The sequence below is a fragment of the Pseudomonas yangonensis genome, from assembly GCF_009932725.1.
GTDB lineage: Bacteria > Pseudomonadota > Gammaproteobacteria > Pseudomonadales > Pseudomonadaceae > Aquipseudomonas > Aquipseudomonas yangonensis.
This window is the reverse complement of sequence record NZ_BLJU01000019.1, coordinates 12832-28749: the sequence shown is the minus strand read 5'-3', so window position 1 is coordinate 28749 and position 15918 is coordinate 12832. Positions and strand designations below refer to the sequence as shown.

At 59.4% G+C, this 15918-nt stretch carries 14 protein-coding genes; 8 read left to right on the top strand and 6 right to left on the bottom strand.

Translation table 11 applies throughout. The features are described from left to right. Window position 1: 1 nt before the first annotated feature. Window positions 2-1342, top strand: coding sequence for a sigma-54-dependent transcriptional regulator (locus GYB81_RS18330; RefSeq protein WP_161865023.1), 1341 nt, complete (start codon window positions 2-4; stop codon window positions 1340-1342). 15 nt (window positions 1343-1357) lie between these two features. Here GYB81_RS18330 and thiO read toward each other — a convergent pair whose 3' ends face one another. Continuing rightward, complete coding sequence (thiO, locus tag GYB81_RS18325; protein WP_161865022.1) at window positions 1358-2458, bottom strand: glycine oxidase ThiO; 1101 nt, start codon at window positions 2456-2458, stop codon at window positions 1358-1360. Window positions 2459-2565: 107 nt separating this feature from the next. Between thiO and GYB81_RS18320 the strand changes: the two genes are divergently transcribed. The 7 genes from GYB81_RS18320 to GYB81_RS18290 all read left to right on the top strand — a co-directional run bounded on the left by GYB81_RS18320 (window position 2566) and on the right by GYB81_RS18290 (window position 9934). After that, on the top strand, window positions 2566-3084 hold the full coding sequence (locus tag GYB81_RS18320) for a GspH/FimT family pseudopilin (RefSeq protein WP_161865021.1): 519 nt from the start codon (window positions 2566-2568) through the stop codon (window positions 3082-3084). A gap of 102 nt (window positions 3085-3186) precedes the next feature. Then, on the top strand, window positions 3187-3675 hold the full coding sequence (locus GYB81_RS18315; RefSeq protein ID WP_161865020.1) for a GspH/FimT family pseudopilin: 489 nt from the start codon (window positions 3187-3189) through the stop codon (window positions 3673-3675). Further along, a complete protein-coding gene (pilV, locus tag GYB81_RS18310; protein WP_161865019.1) occupies window positions 3672-4133 on the top strand; it encodes a type IV pilus modification protein PilV in 462 nt (153 codons plus the stop codon). Before GYB81_RS18315 ends, pilV begins: the two co-directional genes overlap by 4 nt. Window positions 4134-4135: 2 nt before the next feature. Then, window positions 4136-5161 (top strand): PilW family protein, encoded by a 1026-nt coding sequence (locus GYB81_RS18305; protein WP_233787621.1) that lies wholly within the window; start codon window positions 4136-4138, stop codon window positions 5159-5161. 14 nt (window positions 5162-5175) lie between these two features. Continuing rightward, window positions 5176-5634, top strand: coding sequence for a pilus assembly PilX family protein (locus GYB81_RS18300; RefSeq protein WP_161865017.1), 459 nt, complete (start codon window positions 5176-5178; stop codon window positions 5632-5634). Window positions 5635-5674: 40 nt separating this feature from the next. After that, complete coding sequence (locus tag GYB81_RS18295; protein WP_161865016.1) at window positions 5675-9478, top strand: pilus assembly protein; 3804 nt, start codon at window positions 5675-5677, stop codon at window positions 9476-9478. Between the two features lie 39 nt (window positions 9479-9517). Then, window positions 9518-9934, top strand: coding sequence for a type IV pilin protein (locus GYB81_RS18290; protein ID WP_161865015.1), 417 nt, complete (start codon window positions 9518-9520; stop codon window positions 9932-9934). A gap of 133 nt (window positions 9935-10067) precedes the next feature. Here GYB81_RS18290 and ispH read toward each other — a convergent pair whose 3' ends face one another. From ispH to ribF, 5 genes are all read right to left on the bottom strand, one after another. After that, on the bottom strand, window positions 10068-11012 hold the full coding sequence (gene ispH, locus GYB81_RS18285; RefSeq protein ID WP_161865014.1) for a 4-hydroxy-3-methylbut-2-enyl diphosphate reductase: 945 nt from the start codon (window positions 11010-11012) through the stop codon (window positions 10068-10070). A 138-nt stretch (window positions 11013-11150) separates the two neighbouring features. Continuing rightward, a complete protein-coding gene (locus GYB81_RS18280; protein ID WP_003243044.1) occupies window positions 11151-11588 on the bottom strand; it encodes an FKBP-type peptidyl-prolyl cis-trans isomerase in 438 nt (145 codons plus the stop codon). Further along, window positions 11585-12094 carry a signal peptidase II gene (lspA, locus tag GYB81_RS18275; protein WP_024307057.1) on the bottom strand — a complete coding sequence of 170 codons (510 nt, stop codon included), beginning with the start codon at window positions 12092-12094 and terminating at the stop codon, window positions 11585-11587. The genes GYB81_RS18280 and lspA overlap by 4 nt, the downstream gene beginning before the upstream one ends. Continuing rightward, entirely contained in the window at window positions 12087-14918 is a 2832-nt protein-coding gene (ileS, locus tag GYB81_RS18270) for an isoleucine--tRNA ligase (protein WP_161865013.1), read from the bottom strand. The genes lspA and ileS overlap by 8 nt, the downstream gene beginning before the upstream one ends. Further along, complete coding sequence (gene ribF, locus GYB81_RS18265) at window positions 14915-15865, bottom strand: bifunctional riboflavin kinase/FAD synthetase (protein WP_161865012.1); 951 nt, start codon at window positions 15863-15865, stop codon at window positions 14915-14917. Before ribF ends, ileS begins: the two co-directional genes overlap by 4 nt. Between the last annotated feature and the right edge of the window lie 53 nt (window positions 15866-15918).

Below are 15918 nucleotides of genomic sequence, written 5' to 3'. Positions count from 1 at the left end.
CATGAACCGTCAGAGAGCCCTGATCGTCGACGACGAACCCGATATCCGCGAATTGCTGGAAATCACCCTCGGACGCATGAAGCTGGACACCCGCAGCGCCCGCAACGTCAAGGAAGCACGCGAGTGGCTGGCGCGCGAGCCCTTCGACCTGTGCCTGACCGACATGCGCCTGCCCGACGGCACCGGCCTGGACCTGGTGCAACACATCCAGCAGCGCCACCCGCAAGTGCCGGTGGCGATGATCACCGCCTACGGCAGCCTGGATACCGCGATCAACTCGCTCAAGGCCGGGGCTTTCGACTTTCTCACCAAGCCAGTAGACCTCGGCCGGTTGCGCGAACTGGTCGCCACCGCCCTGCGCATTCGCTCGCCCGAGGGCGAGGAAACCCCGGTCGACAGCCGCCTGCTCGGCGACTCGCCGCCGATGAAGTCGCTGCGCAAACAGATCCAGAAACTCTCGCGCAGCCAGGCGCCGGTCTACATCAGCGGCGAATCGGGCAGCGGCAAGGAACTGGTGGCCCGCCTGATTCATGAACAGGGGCCACGCATCGAACAGCCATTCGTGCCGGTCAACTGCGGCGCCATCCCCTCGGAACTGATGGAGAGCGAATTCTTCGGCCACAAGAAAGGCAGCTTCACCGGCGCCATCGAAGACAAGCAGGGCCTGTTCCAGGCAGCCAATGGCGGCACGCTGTTCCTCGATGAAGTCGCCGACCTGCCGCTGCCGATGCAGGTGAAACTGCTGCGCGCCATCCAGGAAAAGGCCGTGCGCGCTGTCGGTGGCCAGCAGGAAGTGGTGGTCGATGTACGCATCCTCTGCGCCACCCACAAGGACCTAGCCGCCGAAGTCGCCGCCGGGCGTTTCCGCCAGGACCTCTACTATCGCCTCAACGTCATCGAACTGCGCGTGCCGCCACTGCGCGAGCGCCGCGAGGACATTGCGCAACTGGCCGAGGTGATGCTCGCGCGCCTGGCCGAAGGCACCGGTCTGACAGCCGCCAAGCTGCACCCCGACGCGCTGGAAAAACTGAAGAACTACCGCTTCCCCGGCAACGTGCGCGAGCTGGAAAACATGCTCGAACGCGCCTACACCCTGTGCGAGGACGATCAGATAACACCCAGCGACCTGCACCTGGCAGACGCCAGCGGTCCTGGCAACGAAGGCGGCGAAGCCAGCCTGGCGCAGATCGACAACCTCGAGGATTACCTTGAGGACATCGAACGCAAGCTGATCATGCAGGCCCTGGAAGAGACACGCTGGAACCGTACGGCGGCGGCCCAGCGTCTGGGGCTGACCTTCCGCTCGATGCGTTATCGCCTGAAGAAGCTGGGCATCGATTGACACCCAGCCTTCGGATCAATGCCCCAGCCGCCCTGCCGGGGCATAAGGTGCCGGATCGATGATCGGCTCGCGCCCGAGCATCAGGTCGGCCAACAGCTGGCAGGAGGCCGGTGCCAACACCAAGCCATTGCGGAAATGCCCGCAATTGAGCCAAAGCCCAGGATGCGAAGGCAGCTCGCCGATAAAGGGAATGCCTTCCGGCGAGCCGGGCCGCAAACCGGCCCAGTGCCCCACCACTTCGGCGTCCTTGAGCGCAGGCAGCAACTCCTCGGCCGAAGCCTTGAGGCTGGCCAGCGCGCTGTCGGTCGGCGTCTTGTCGAAGCCGGAGTACTCCAGCGTGCTGCCGACCAGAATATGGCCGTCGCGCCGCGGGATCGCATAACGCCCCTTGGCCAGCACCATGCTCGGCAGAAAATCCTCGGCGCACTTGTAAAGGATCATCTGCCCTTTCACCGGCTCGACCGGCAACTCCAGCCCAAGCGTTTTGAGCAGCTCGCCACTCCAGGCACCGGCCGCAAGCACCACACGATCAGCGCGAATCTCACCGCCGGCCGTAGTCACTCCTCGAATCCGCCCGCCATCCTGAACAAACCCGGTGACCGGACAATGTTCACGCAACTCCACATTCGGCATGGCTGCCAAAGCCGCCCGCAGCGCCTTGACCAACCTAGGGTTACGCACATTCGCCACACCCGGCATATGAATGGCGCGCCCGAACCCACCGCCGAGCACGGGCACCTCCCGATAAGCCTCGGCGATATCCACCGAGAACAGCGGCCGCTCCTCACGCCGAGCCCAGGCAAGGGCCTCGGCCTCGTCATCGAGATCCAGCCAATAGAGCCCGGTGACATGCACCTCGGGGTCGACACCAGTGCCTTCCAGCAACTGCTGTGCAAACCCCGGATAGAAATCCTGCGACCAATGCGCCAGCGCCGTCACCGCCGCGCTGTAGCGCCAGGGGTAGAGCGGCGAAACGATACCGCCGCCGGCCCAGGAGGATTCGGCGCCGGCCTGGCCGCGCTCAACAAGCGTCACCCGCTTACCGGCCAGTGCAAGCTGATAACCCGACAGCAGCCCGATAGCTCCGCCGCCAACAATGATCACATCCACCGCCACAACACACCTCTCAAATGGATGACCAACCTTGACAACAAAGCCTCGCGGGCTAAACAGAAAAGGTAGGCCAGGAGGCCGTCAATCATACGTGCAAAGGGAATTGAAGAATGAATCGAGATCAATATTACGGCTATAGCCTGGTCGAACTACTGGTTACCCTGACCATTCTCGGCGTACTCATGGCCGTTGCCGTACCAGGCTTCACCAACCACGTGGAACGAACTCGGCAGAACACTCACGTAGATGAAATGCTGGCTGCACTGCACTTCTCCCGTGGCGAGGCGGTTACCAGACGCACCACAGTCAGCCTGTGCGACGACATGGAGCAATGCAGCAGCAAGCGCTGGCGTGGGCAACTGGTGGTATTCGTTGACAGCAACCAGAACGGTCGCCTGGATGAAGGTGAAATGATCTTGCGCACCATGCAGATCACCCCACCTTATAGCTGGCACTGGTCCAACTTCCGCAGACAAAACCATATCGCCTTCAAATCCAACGGCATGACTCACAGTCTCAATGGCACTTTCACACTGTGTCGCGAGGACGCAGCAGAACGCGCCATCGTGATCAACGTCGCAGGCAGAGCGAAACTTGAATCACCGCCTGCTGACAACCGTTGCGAGTGAGCGACCACTCGGCCGGATGAAGCAACCGGATATCCCTCTGCGTTTGTCTTGGCAAACTGCAAATTGCGATTATCTACTGGCCGAAAACCAGCGAGATTCGCCATGCGCTTTACCCGAGGCTTCACCCTGATCGAACTGTTGGTAACGCTTGCCGTATTGGCGGTCGTGATAAGCATTGCCGCGCCCTCCTTCAATAACATACTGCAGGAAAACCGCACCCTGTCTCTCACCAATGAGCTACAAGGCGCGCTGCAACTGGCACGCTCCGAGGCAGTGAAGCGCCGCAAGGACATCACCATCTGCGGGCGCAACGCCGCAGGTAACGGCTGCCAGAACGGCACCGACTGGGCAGGCGGCTGGATCATCATGGCAGGCAACGTTGTTATCAAAAGCTGGGATGGCACGGGCAACATGGCCGTTGCCGGTCCTAACGCTGGCCTGACTTTCCGGCCAAACGGCATGATCGTGACGACAGATGACCAGCCCATCGTTCTCTCGGTCAACGCCAGCACTTGTGTTAATCAGCAGAAACGCGAGCTGAAAGTAAGCATCATTGGCACGACCAGCACAACCAAGGTGAATTGTTCATGACAGGCATGACCCATCGAGCGCAAGTGGGTGCGACCCTTATCGAAGTGTTGGTGGCGGTCGTGGTGCTTTCCATCGGCCTGCTCGGCCTGGCCGGCCTGCAGGCGACCAGCATCCAGGCCAACCAGGGGGCCTATTACCGTTCTCAGGCCTCGATATTGGCAGCAGATATCACTGATCGCATGCGTGCAAATCGCAAAGCAGCCCAGGCTGGCGCCTACAACCTCAGCGCCCTTACCAGCGCCTATACGGCAACGACAACTCGCAAGGATAAGGACTTGAGTGAATGGATTCCCCTTGTCGCGAAACTGCCCAACGGCAAGGCCCGGATAGAAAGAGACAACGCTACCGGCCTCGTGACCATCACCATCAATTGGGACGAAAGCCGTAGCGCGATCAAGAAGGCCGATGGCACTGCGGCAGATGCAACCGCCAATTTCGTTTACCGAACAGAGATATGAGAATGCGCACAGCCTATTTACAACGCGGCCTTTCGCTTATCGAGCTGATGATCGCGATGGCTCTAAGCCTGCTGCTAATGCTTGGCGTACTGCAAATCTTCCTGTCCAGCAAGCAAACTTACGCGGCCAATAGCGCACTGTCCCGGGTGCAGGAAAGCGGTCGTTTCGCGATGGATTTCATTACCTATGATCTGCGCAATGCGGGATACAAGGGCGAGTGTTTTACCGATGCAGTCGGCAGTACGACTGACGACCGGCTGAATATCAATAATGCGATAAAAGGCTGGGAAGCGCAGACTGGTCTGCCAACCTGGCCCGAGAATATTGGCACCAATAAAGAAGTGGGCACCGACAGCATACTGATCAAACATGCGGCAACCAGTGCTGGGGCTTTGGGCACTACAGATATTCCTGTCAATGCTTCGAGCATCACCATGGCCAGTACCAACGGTGAGGCCAAGGAAACCAACGTACTGATCAGCAACGCACTAGGTTGCGACATGTTCCTGAGCGGCAATGTCACGGCGACTGCAATCGTCAAAGCCAGTAGCGGAAACCTCAGCCGATCCTACACACCAGCCATCACCAAAGTATTGGTATTTCAAAGTAACCAGTACTACGTCAGGAAGGGAGAAAACGGCAAGCCTCCCTCACTCTGGCGGACCAGCTGGCGGAAAGGCACCAGCGCTCCCTTGACGATGGAGTTGATCGAGGGTGTTCAAGATCTGCAGTTCGAATATGGCTTCAGCACTGGTATTGGCGAAAACCGTGCAATCGCCAATACCGCGTTCGTAAAAGCCAACGCGGTAACCGACTGGAATAATGTGGCAGCAGTAAAGGTACGACTCCTCGCGCTTAGTAACGAAGCCAATATATCACCCGACCTTCAGGTTTATGACCGGGAAAAGGGTTTGATTTGCAAGAAGGGCGATAGCGCCTGTACTGCCGCCAACAGCATCGATATTCCTGATCGCCGACTTGGCCAAGTTTTCACGGCCGTCGTAAGCCTGCGCAACAAACTGCCATGAACAGGGGCCCGTTTATGAATACCAGAAAACAAGACGGGGCCATTTTGATAGTGGCATTGATCATGTTGCTGCTCGTCACCATTATCGGTCTGGCCAGCATGCGCGGCACCTCGCTGCAGGAACGCATGGCCGGCAACCTTCGTGACCAAGAGCTGGCGTTACAAGCCGCAGAAGCGGCTCTACGCAGGGGCGAAGCCCGTGTAACGACTAAATTCGAAGCCAATACTCTCAGCACCCTCTCGGTTGCGGACGAAGATGGAAGCTATGCCGGCTTCCCCGGCGTAGCCAAAGATCCAACCTATACCCTCCGGCAACTGGCCACTCTACGAACCAGTACCGAAATCGGCGTTCCGACCGATGAGGAAGGCACCATCGTACGTATTACCGCCACGGGTTATGGCATGGCGAAAGATGATGCCAGTACCCCCAGCACTACGAGCGAATTGAGCTCCGTATTTCTGGTTGAGCAATGAAACGCTCAGCCCCTCTCCAAATTTAATGTGGAGCCCCAACATGAATCGCCTTGCGATTACCCTCAAAGCGGCCAAGACGACAACAGCATTTCTGCTGACGAGTGGCATATTGATTTCAGCGCCCGCCCACTCTGCTGAAGTGTCCCAAGTTCCGTTGCTGCTAGGCGGCGGTAGCGTGCCTGGCAATCTGGCGCTGGTGCCTTCGGTTGAGTGGCCCACATTGGTCAGTGTCGCGAACTTGGGCAGTTATAGCTCGAGCAACATCTATGTCGGCTATTTTGACTCGAACAAGTGCTACACCTACAACAAAACCGAAGAATGGTTTGAGCCCGGCACAAACAATTCCGCAACGAATAGAAGGTGCGGCGGCGCCTTTCAATGGAGCGGTAATTTTCTTAACTGGGCAGGTACGCCAACTATCGACCCATTTCGCAGTGCGCTCACTGGTGGCTACAGGGTCAGAGACGAGAATAATCTGACCGTTCTCAGCAAGTCGAGAAACCCTGGTTACGACGCAGGCAACCGTATCAGTGATACCCAAGGCCGAGTACCTACCGGTGAAATTCAGGGAGCAACGCCTGCGGACTCAAACTGGAGTAACTTCAATATTCGCCAGCAAGGACTGGGCACCTACATTTATTTCTCCAACTGGAGCGACAAGCTCTGGGACGACGCCAATTCAATTCTTGAGCAAACTGACTATGACCCTAATGTTAAGGCACAATTCAACAACGGGAGACTTGTCACCAACTATGGCAACCGCCCTAACCTGAAAAGCGTTTACCGGATAAACATGCGCGTCAAAGTTTGCGTTTCGGACCGACTGGAGGCGAACTGCAAACTTTACCCTAACGGCAACTACAAACCAGAAGGTCTACTGCAGCAGTACTCGGGCACCCTGAGGTACAGCGCCTTCGGTTATCTTAATGACCCATCGTCTACCCGCGACGGTGGCGTGCTGCGGGCGAACCAGAAGTTCATTGGCGACAGAAAGATCACTCCCAATGTTGGCGAGGAGAGTAACGCTGCGGTAAGAGAATGGGATCCGCAAACGGGGATCCAAGTCAGGAACCCGGACGGCATCACCAGTGCCATGGGTGTAACCATCGCCGATAGTGGCGTACTGAATTACATCAACAAATTTGGCCAGCTGAACTCTAATGACTACAAGAGCGACGACCCCGTCAGCGAACTCTACTACACTGCCATGCGTTATTTCCGAGGGCTTTCCCCTGTGGCAGCATACTCCAGCAACAATGGCGCCAACACCACCACACGCGCACGCTGGGCAGACAACTTTCCGGTAATCACTACTTGGGAGGATCCTGTCCAGTACGCCTGTCAGAAAAACGTGATCCTTGGTATTGGAGACGTCAATACATGGCGCGACAAGAACTTGCCCGGCGCGACCAGCAGCTACCAAGAACCGAGTAAACCCAGTGAGGTCAATGCTGATACGGCAATCGATACCGTCCGGGCCACCCAGACTATCTTCAACCTTGAAGGCATTACAACCAGTGCTTCGGCCCAAGAATTCACTGGACGCGGTAACTCGGCGTATATCGCTGGACTTGCTTATCTAGCCAATACTCTTGACATGCGGCCGAGCATGGCAGGCAAACAAACTATCTCGACCTTCTGGGTGGATGTACGAGAAAACCAAGCTTTGGCATCAAAGAATAACAACCAGTACTGGCTAGCGACTAAATATGGTGGCTTCAAAGTACCTGACGACTTTGGTAATCCCTATGAGCGAAGCAGCCCATTACCGGAAGCTTGGTGGCGCACTACTACGGATATGCTAGGTACCAACTACCCACGCCCCGACAATTTTTTCGTGGCCAGCGATGCCACGCGCATGGTTGAAAGTCTGAAAATCGCATTCGCGAAGATTGCCGAAGAGGTGAATAGCACTACTACCACTCTCGCAACCAACTCAACTCGTTTGGAAACGGATACGGCTGTGTTCCAGTCGTCACTAGACAGCAAGCTGTGGAGCGGTGATCTACTGGCTAAAAAGGTCAATACCAACGGTACGATTGCCACGAACGCGACTTGGAGTGCGGCAACTGCGCTCGACTCCATGAACATCGGTAACCGTAAGATTTTCACTCCCACACCCTTGGTCAACGCCAGTACAACGGGCAATGGCACGATCAGCACCAGCGCAACCCCATTCACTTGGGATAATGGTATAGGCACTGCCCTTAAAAACCTGCTTTACACAGACAGTGAACGGACCGCAAACGATGCAACCAACGCGCAAAGGCGGCTCGATTTCCTCCGCGGGGAGCGCAGCCGGGAGCGCACCACTGCCGATCAGAGCAAGCAGTTTCGCCAACGTGCGAGCCGGTTGGGCGACATCATCAACTCCGACCCACAGTTCGTCGCCAATCAGGATTACGGCTATACACGCCTGACAGGTAGTAGTTGGACAACTGCGCGCAATGCTTATGCGCAATTCCGGAGTGACAACGCCAACCGCACCCCCATGGTCGTGGTGGGCGCCAACGACGGAATGCTGCATGGCTTCAATGCCAGTATGGCGGCAAATGGTAATGGTGGTCAGGAGCTGTTCGCCTTTATTCCCAACGGAGTGTTTGCCAACTTGATCAACCTGACCAGTCCGACGTACTCCCACCGTTATTATGTAGACGGCACTCCGCGCGTTTCCGATGCGTGGCTGGGAAATAGCTGGAAAACCATCGTAGCCGGCACCACCGGGGCAGGGGGGCGTAGTGTGTTCGCCCTAGACATCACGGACCCGACCAATATGTCGGCCAGTAAATTTCTCTGGGAGTTCAGTCATCCGGACATGGGTGCGCCGATTGGCCAACCAGCCATCGTGGCATTGCCCAATGGCAAGTTTTCGGTCGTAGTTACCAGCGGCTATCGGAGCACCGAGCAGAGCACGGCGAAAATCTGGTTCCTCGACGCTGCCAACGGCAGCGTGCTGAGAACCATCACCCTCAATACCACTGGTGACCTGGGCTCTCCGCTGCTGGCTGACCTAGATGGTGACCAGGTGGCCGACCGTCTGTACGTTGGTGACACCAAAGGCAATCTGTGGCGCATCAATCTGAGCGGTAATAACGCCAGCAATTGGTCAACACCTAGCGCTCCGTTCTTTGTTGCCACTGACGGCAGCGCCCGACAACCGATAACGGCCCCACTGGCATCGACCTTCAATGAAAAAGGTCAACACATGGTGCTGTTCGGCACAGGCTCCTACATGAATGTTGGCGACAATGAAATTTCCGACTCGCCGCCCATTCAGAGCTTCTACGCGATCATTGATGACGGCACCACCGTAACCAGATCCCAGTTGCTCGCTCAGGAGATTCTCTCGGAAGTCCAAGCCAATAACTTCCAGGGGCGCGCGATCAGCAACAACAACCTGACCGACCAGAAAGGCTGGTATTTGGATTTGGCATGGAAAGCTAGCCGTGGCGGCGCGGGGGCTAAAGGTGAGCGGGTAATTTCCAAGGCCACATTGCGTTCGGACAGGGTCATCTTCACCAGCATGACGCCGTCGCGAGACCCCTGTAAGGCAGGTGGTACAAGCTGGGTCATGGCGCTGAATCTCTCCAGCGGGTCTCGGCTCAATTACACCTACTTCGATACCAACAAGGATGGCAGCTTGGGTGAGGCTGATAACATCACCATAGGAGATGAGAAAATTCCTGTTTCCGGGATCTCTGACCCTGATATCGGCGTGATAAAAGGCGCTACCCCTCTCTACCGCTGGCTGTGCTATGCAGGCTCAGCGGGAGCCGCACCGCAATGCATTATGGTTGCAGGATCCCAGCGCTATGGACGCCATGCCTGGCAGGAATCACGATGACAGCTACTCAACCTCGTGCGCACATAAGAGATAAGTGCAATGAACAGGAATAAAGGGTTCACCTTAATCGAACTGATGATCGCAGTTGCCGTCATTGGCATTCTCGCGGCGATCGCGTACCCGTCTTACCAAGAACATGTGCGCAAAGGCAAAAGGGCCGATGCGCAGGCTGCTCTTATGGAGCTCTCCCATTTTATGGAGCGCTACTACACAGCCAACGGTAAATATCTTAAAGCTGACGGCACTAAACCAGACTTGCCTTTTACAAAAGCCCCGAAAGACGGTGCAGCAGAAAATTACGGGCTCGCTTTGAGCGCGGTGGATGCGTTCAGCTACACGCTCACGGCTACCGCAAAAAACTCAATGGCAGACGACAAATGCGGAAATCTAACGCTGACAAACACCGGCGTCAAAAACAGCAGCAAAGGAAATATGGCAGACTGTTGGCGACGTTAGAGCAAAACAATCACCCATATCGTGGCAACCAGATTGAGCCGTAGGATCTACTGCTTGCCTGTTACCGCGTCTCGCAGCTTCTTCAGCTTGGCTGAAGAAGCTGATCGTGTCGTTGCTAATCGTGAGGCACGATCTAAACTTGCTTCACCCGCAACTCCTTCGGCATCGAAAACGTAATGTTCTCCGGCCGTCCATCCAGCTCGGTCTCCCCTGCCGCTCCCCACGCGCGCAGCTGTTCGACCACCCCGCGCACCAGCACCTCAGGCGCAGACGCGCCCGCGGTGATGCCGATACCACTCACCCCTTCGAACCACTCGTGCTTGAGATCTTCAGCGCCATCGATCAGGTAGGCCGGGGTGCCCATGCGCTCGGCCAGTTCGCGCAGGCGGTTGGAGTTGGAGCTATTCGGGCTGCCGACGACCAGCAGCACGTCGCACTCGCTGGCCAGTTGTTTGACCGCATCCTGGCGGTTCTGCGTGGCGTAGCAAATATCGTCCTTGCGCGGGCCACCGATGGCCGGGAACTTGCTGCGCAGGGCGTCGATCACCTTGCTGGTGTCGTCCATGGACAGGGTGGTCTGGGTGACGAACGCCAGGTTCTCGGGGTTGCGCACCTGCAGCTCGGCGACGTCCGCCTCGTCTTCTACCAGGTAGATGGCGCCGCCGTTGCTGGCGTCGTACTGGCCCATGGTGCCTTCGACTTCCGGATGGCCTTCGTGGCCGATCAGGATGCACTCACGGCCCTCACGGCTGTAGCGCACCACCTCCATATGCACCTTGGTCACCAGCGGGCAGGTGGCGTCGAATACCTTGAGGCCGCGCCGGGCCGCCTCGTCGCGCACGGCCTTGGACACGCCGTGGGCACTGAAGATGACGATGACGTCGTCCGGCACCTGGTCCAGCTCTTCGACGAATACCGCGCCGCGGGCACGCAGGTCTTCTACCACGAACTTGTTGTGCACCACTTCATGGCGTACGTAGATCGGCGGGCCGAACACTTCCAGCGCCCGGTTGACGATTTCGATGGCGCGATCGACGCCGGCGCAGAAGCCGCGGGGATTGGCGAGTTTGATATGCATGCTGGCTGTCTCGGTATTGATCGGGGATCGCACGACGCGATGGGTCGATCCCGGAAAGATACAGCCTGCGTGGGATAAGCGCAGGCTGCAACAAGAGCTTCGCGGCTAAAGCCGCTCCTACAAGAGCGGCAGCACGGGCTAGAGCGCCTTGACCTCGATGATTTCCACGTCGAACTGCAGCGTCTTGCCGGCCAACGGATGGTTGAAGTCGATGGTGACCTGCTTGTCATCGAACGCCTTGACCACACCCGGCAGCTCGGCGTTGGCCGCGTCGTTGAAGATCACCAGCAGGCCTTCGGAAAGCTCCATGCCCTCGAACTGGCTGCGCGGCATGATCTGCACGTTCTGTGGGTTGGGCTGGCCGAAGCCCTGCTCCGGCTGCACTTGCACGCTGCGCTTGTCGCCGGCCTTGAAGCCGTACAGCGCCTGTTCGAAACCGGGCAGCAGGTTGCCGTCGCCGACCTTGAAGGTTGCCGGTTGCTTGTCGAAGGTACTGTCGACCACATCGCCGTTTTCCAGCTTGAGGGCGAAATGCAGGGTCACTTCCCTGTCCGGACCGATGCGTACGTCTGTCATTGCGCAGCCTCCTTCACGGACTTGTCGCTCTTGAACATATCCAGCGCCAGCAGGATGGCGCCGATGGTGATGAAGGTGTCGGCCAGGTTGAACGCCGGGAAGAACCAGCGGCTCTGCCAGTGCACCAGGATGAAGTCGACCACGTGACCAAGCACCACGCGGTCATACAGGTTGCCCAGCGCACCACCCAGGACCATGGCCAGGGCCACGGCCAGCAACGTCTCGTGACGCTTGAGGCGCTTGAGCCAGACCACCAGCACGACGCTGACGACGATGGCGATGGCGGCGAAGAACCAGCGCTGCCAGCCGGCGGCATCGGCCAGGAAGCTGAATGCCGCGCCGGTGTTGTAGGCCAGGGTCCAGTCGAAGTAGCCCGGAATCACTTCGATTCGCTGATACATGCTCAGCGTGCCCTCGAAGATGTCCTTGGTCACCCGGTCGACGACCAGGATCAGCACGCTCAGCAGCAACCAGGGCAGATGCCCGAAACGCGAGGACTCAGGCATGCTTGCGCACCTCACCCTCGCCTTCGATGTTGCTCACGCAACGGCCGCACAGCTCCGGATGCGCCGCATGACTGCCGACATCGGCGCGGAAGTGCCAGCAACGGCCGCACTTGGCGTGGGCAGACTTGAGGATCTTCAGCTTCAGGCCTTCGACCTCGGTCACCACCGCATCGGCCGGCGCATCGGCCAGCGGCGCAGTCTGCGCCGCCGAGGTGATCAGGGCGAAACGCAGCTCGTCGCCGAGCTTGGCCAGGTCGGCCTGTTTGGCGTCGTCGCAGAACAGGGTGACCTCGGCCTGCAGGCTGGCACCGATGGCCTTGGCCGAGCGCAGGTTCTCCAGCTCCTTGTTGACTGCTGCCTTGACCTCCATCACCCGATCCCAATAGGCGCGGTCCAGCTCGAAGCCTTCCGGCAGACGCTCCAGGCCGGCGTACCAGGTATTGAGCATCACCGACTCGTTGCGCTCGCCCGGCAGGAACTGCCAGATTTCCTCGGCGGTGAACACCAGGATCGGCGCGATCCAGCGCACCAGCGCCTCGCTGATGTGGAACAGCGCGCTCTGGCAGGAGCGACGCGCCACGCTGTCGGCGGCGGTGGTGTACTGGCGGTCCTTGATGATGTCCAGATAGAAGCCGCCCAGCTCCTGCACGCAGAAGTTGTGCACCTTGGAATAGACGTTCCAGAAGCGGTAGTCGGCGTAGGCTTCGATGATTTCTTCCTGCAGGCGCAGGGCGGCGTCAACGGCCCAGCGGTCGAGGTCGAGCATCTGCTCGGGCTGCAGCAGGTCCTTGGCCGGATCGAAGCCGTTGAGGTTGGCCAGCATGAAGCGCGCGGTGTTGCGGATGCGGCGGTAGGCATCGGCGCTGCGCTGCAGGATAACCTTGGACACGGCCATCTCGCCGGAATAGTCGGTGGAAGCGACCCACAGGCGCATGATGTCGGCGCCCAGGCTGTCGTTGACCTCCTGCGGCGCAACCACGTTACCCAGCGACTTGGACATCTTGCGGCCGTTCTCGTCGACCACGAAGCCGTGGGTCAGCAGCGCCTTGTACGGCGCGTGACCATCGATGGCACTGCCGGTCAGCAGGGACGAATGGAACCAGCCGCGGTGCTGGTCCGAGCCTTCCAGGTACAGATCGGCGCGCGGGCCGGTGGTGTGGCCGAGGCCGTGCGAGCCACGCAGCACATGCCAGTGGGTGGTACCGGAGTCGAACCAGACGTCGAGGGTGTCGTTGATCTTGTCGTAGTCAGCCGCTTCAGCACCCAGCAGCTCGGCAGCGTCGAGCTTGAACCAGGCTTCGATACCTTCCTGCTCGACACGCTTGGCAACCTCTTCCATCAGCTCGACGGTGCGCGGGTGCAGCTCGCCAGTGACCTTATGCAGGAAGAACGGGATCGGCACGCCCCAGTTGCGCTGACGCGAGATGCACCAGTCGGGACGACCGGCGATCATGCTGTGCAGGCGCGCCTGACCCCAGGCCGGCACGAACTGGGTCTGCTCGATGGCGGCCAGCGCACGCTCACGCAGGGTGCCGCCCTGCTTGGGCTGAGTGTCCATGCCGACGAACCACTGCGCAGTGGCGCGGTAGATCAGCGGGGTCTTGTGGCGCCAGCAGTGCATGTAGCTGTGCTGGATCGGCTGGTGCTTGAGCAGCGCACCGACTTCGGCCAGCTTCTCGACGATGGCCGGGTTGGCCTTCCAGATGAACTGGCCGCCGAAGAACGGCAGATCCGGGGTGTAGACGCCATTGCTCTGCACCGGGCTGAGGATGTCGTCGTTGCTCATGCCGTAGGCTTTGCAGGTGCGGAAGTCGTCCTCACCGTAGGCCGGCGACGAGTGGACGATGCCGGTACCGGCGCCCAGTTCAACGTATTCGGCCAGGTACACCGGCGAGAAACGCTCGTAGAACGGGTGACGGAAGCGGATCAGCTCCAGCGTCGCACCCGGCGCGGTGGCGATCACCTGGCCCTGCAGACCGTAGCGCTGCAGGCAGGACTCGACCAGCTCCTCGGCCAGCAGCAGGATGCGCTCGCCGGTGTCGACCAGCGCGTAGGCGAATTCCGGATGGACGTTGAGCGCCTGGTTGGCCGGGATGGTCCAGGGCGTGGTGGTCCAGATGACGATGGCGGTCGGCTTGCTCAGCTCACTCAGGCCAAAGGCGGCGGCCAGTTTGTCTGCATCTTCGATGGGGAAAGCGACGTCGATGGCATCGGATTTCTTGTCCTGATACTCCACCTCGGCCTCGGCCAGCGCCGAGCCGCAGTCGAAGCACCAGTTCACCGGCTTCAGGCCCTTGAACACGAAGCCCTGCTTGACCATCTCGGCCAGGGCGCGGATCTCGCCGGCCTCGTTGGCGAAATCCATGGTTTTGTAGGGATTGTCCCAGTCGCCCAGCACACCGAGGCGGATGAAGTCGGCCTTCTGCCCTTCGATCTGCTCGGTGGCGTAGGTGCGGCAGCGCTCGCGGGTCAGGTCCGCCGGCTGGTTCTTGCCGAAGGTGGTTTCGACCTTGTGCTCGATCGGCAGGCCGTGGCAGTCCCAGCCCGGCACGTAGGGCGCGTCGAAGCCGGCCAGAGTCTTGGAGCGGGTGATGATGTCCTTGAGGATCTTGTTCACCGCATGACCGATGTGAATGCTGCCGTTGGCATAGGGCGGGCCGTCGTGCAGGACGAATTTCGGCCGACCTTCGCCAATCTTGCGCAGCTTGCTATACAGACCAATCTCGTTCCAGCGCTGCAGGGTCTGCGGCTCGCGTTGCGGCAGGCCGGCCTTCATCGGGAACTGGGTATCGGGCAGGTTCAGCGTAGCTTTGTAGTCGGTCATTTCGGGCTCTTCATCAGCGGGTGGCTCTGCCAGTATTCACGGGCAGCGGCGATATCAGCGGCAATCGCCGCCTTCAAGGCCTCCAGCGAGGCGAAACGCTGCTCATCACGCAGCTTGTGGTGGAAAGCCACCGAGAGGCGCCGGCCATACAGATCGCCGGCAAAATCCAGAAGGTGCACTTCCAGATGGGCGCGGCCGTCACCGGCAACGCTGGGGCGCACACCGATATTGGCGACGCCCGCTTGAATCACGCCATCGATTTCGCAGCTCACCAGATAAACCCCGGTCAGCGGCACCTTGCGCCGCTTGAGCTGGATGTTGGCAGTGGGTGCGTCGAGCTGGCGGCCGAGCTTTTGTCCGTGCAACACGCGCCCGGCGATACGAAAGGGCCGACCGAGCAAGGCTTCGGCCAATACGAAATCGCCATCGGCCAGCGCCTGACGCACGCGCGTGCTGCTGACCCTGCCGCCCAGCACTTCGACGGTGGTCGAGGCCTCGACGCTGAAGCCGTGGCGCAGACCTGCGGCCTTGAGAAATTCGAAGTCACCGGCACGGTCGCAGCCGAAGCGGAAATCGTCGCCGATTTCCAGGTCCTTCACGCTCAGACCGTCGACCAGCACACGCTGAACGAACTCGGCGGCTGACAACTCGCGCAGGCGGCGGTTGAAGGCCAGACACAGCACCATGTCGACGCCTTCGGCGGCCAGCAGCGCAAGCTTGTCGCGCAGGCGGGTCAAACGCGCCGGAGCGGTATCCGGGCCGAAGAACTCGCGCGGCTGCGGTTCGAAGATCACCACGCAACTGGGCATACCCAATTCCGCGGCACGCTCACGCAAGCGCGCCAGGATAGCCTGGTGCCCAAGATGAACGCCGTCGAAATTACCGATGGTGACCACACAGCCCCGAGCCTGGGGCTGCAGGTTATGAAGACCTCGAACCAGCTGCATAGCACGCTTCTTGTTCACAAAGTGGCCGATTATACGCACAGCGCGCCATGCAC

Excerpts from the sequence above, each read along its gene's own strand:
- GYB81_RS18330 (WP_161865023.1), top strand. The coding sequence starts at position 2 with ATGAACCGTCAGAGAGCCCTGATCGTCGACGACGAACCCGATATCCGC.
- GYB81_RS18320 (WP_161865021.1), top strand. The coding sequence starts at position 2,566 with ATGAATCGAGATCAATATTACGGCTATAGCCTGGTCGAACTACTGGTT.
- GYB81_RS18315 (WP_161865020.1), top strand. The coding sequence starts at position 3,187 with ATGCGCTTTACCCGAGGCTTCACCCTGATCGAACTGTTGGTAACGCTT.
- pilV (WP_161865019.1), top strand. The coding sequence starts at position 3,672 with ATGACAGGCATGACCCATCGAGCGCAAGTGGGTGCGACCCTTATCGAA.
- GYB81_RS18305 (WP_233787621.1), top strand. The coding sequence starts at position 4,136 with ATGCGCACAGCCTATTTACAACGCGGCCTTTCGCTTATCGAGCTGATG.
- GYB81_RS18300 (WP_161865017.1), top strand. The coding sequence starts at position 5,176 with ATGAATACCAGAAAACAAGACGGGGCCATTTTGATAGTGGCATTGATC.
- GYB81_RS18295 (WP_161865016.1), top strand. The coding sequence starts at position 5,675 with ATGAATCGCCTTGCGATTACCCTCAAAGCGGCCAAGACGACAACAGCA.
- GYB81_RS18290 (WP_161865015.1), top strand. The coding sequence starts at position 9,518 with ATGAACAGGAATAAAGGGTTCACCTTAATCGAACTGATGATCGCAGTT.
- ispH (WP_161865014.1), bottom strand. The coding sequence starts at position 11,012 with ATGCATATCAAACTCGCCAATCCCCGCGGCTTCTGCGCCGGCGTCGAT.
- GYB81_RS18280 (WP_003243044.1), bottom strand. The coding sequence starts at position 11,588 with ATGACAGACGTACGCATCGGTCCGGACAGGGAAGTGACCCTGCATTTC.
- lspA (WP_024307057.1), bottom strand. The coding sequence starts at position 12,094 with ATGCCTGAGTCCTCGCGTTTCGGGCATCTGCCCTGGTTGCTGCTGAGC.
- ileS (WP_161865013.1), bottom strand. The coding sequence starts at position 14,918 with ATGACCGACTACAAAGCTACGCTGAACCTGCCCGATACCCAGTTCCCG.
- ribF (WP_161865012.1), bottom strand. The coding sequence starts at position 15,865 with ATGCAGCTGGTTCGAGGTCTTCATAACCTGCAGCCCCAGGCTCGGGGC.